The following is a 548-nucleotide window of genomic DNA, read 5'->3' as shown; positions in this document are numbered from 1 at the left end:
CTCACACGCGAAGTCACCGACGCCGCGCGGACCAAGATGTTCGCGCGCTACAGCCTTGTGGGTGCGCTCGCAGCCGCGGTTGGCGCGCTCGCTTCGGCAACCCCTGATCTTCTGGCTCCAGCCGGCCTCGACCAACTCACCGGCATCAAGGCGATGTTCGTGCTCTATGCGTTGCTGGGCCTGCTCGGCGGTCTCCTTTACGCGCAGATCCCGCGGCGCCGTCCAACGTCGGACTCCGGCAGCACGTCCGCGCTTGGCCCCTCGCGGAATATCGTTTTCAGGCTTGCGGCCCTTTTTAGCCTTGATGCCTTTGCCGGCGGCTTCCTCGTCCAGTCGCTGCTTGCCCTGTGGCTTTTCGAAAAATTCGACCTGTCGCTTTCGGAAGCGGGCTTTTTCTTCTTCTGGTCCGGGGTGCTTTCGGCGTTCTCATTCCCCGTTGCCGCCTGGCTGTCGCGGCACATCGGACTCATCAACACGATGGTGTTCACACACATTCCGTCCAGCATCGCCCTGATGCTGGCGGCGCTTGCGCCGACGCTCCCTCTGGC

General features: G+C 63.5%; 1 protein-coding gene. It reads left to right on the top strand.

Annotated features, from left to right (window positions below):
• Positions 1–548, top strand: a 548-nt coding sequence (locus NKH59_RS33445; protein WP_353024493.1) for an MFS transporter, incomplete at both ends; no start/stop codon positions are given.

This window comes from Mesorhizobium sp. M0998, assembly GCF_040318885.1.
Classification (GTDB): Bacteria; Pseudomonadota; Alphaproteobacteria; order Rhizobiales; family Rhizobiaceae; genus Mesorhizobium.
The sequence above is the reverse complement of the archived record's forward strand: the minus strand, read 5'-3'. Positions and strand labels throughout refer to the sequence as shown.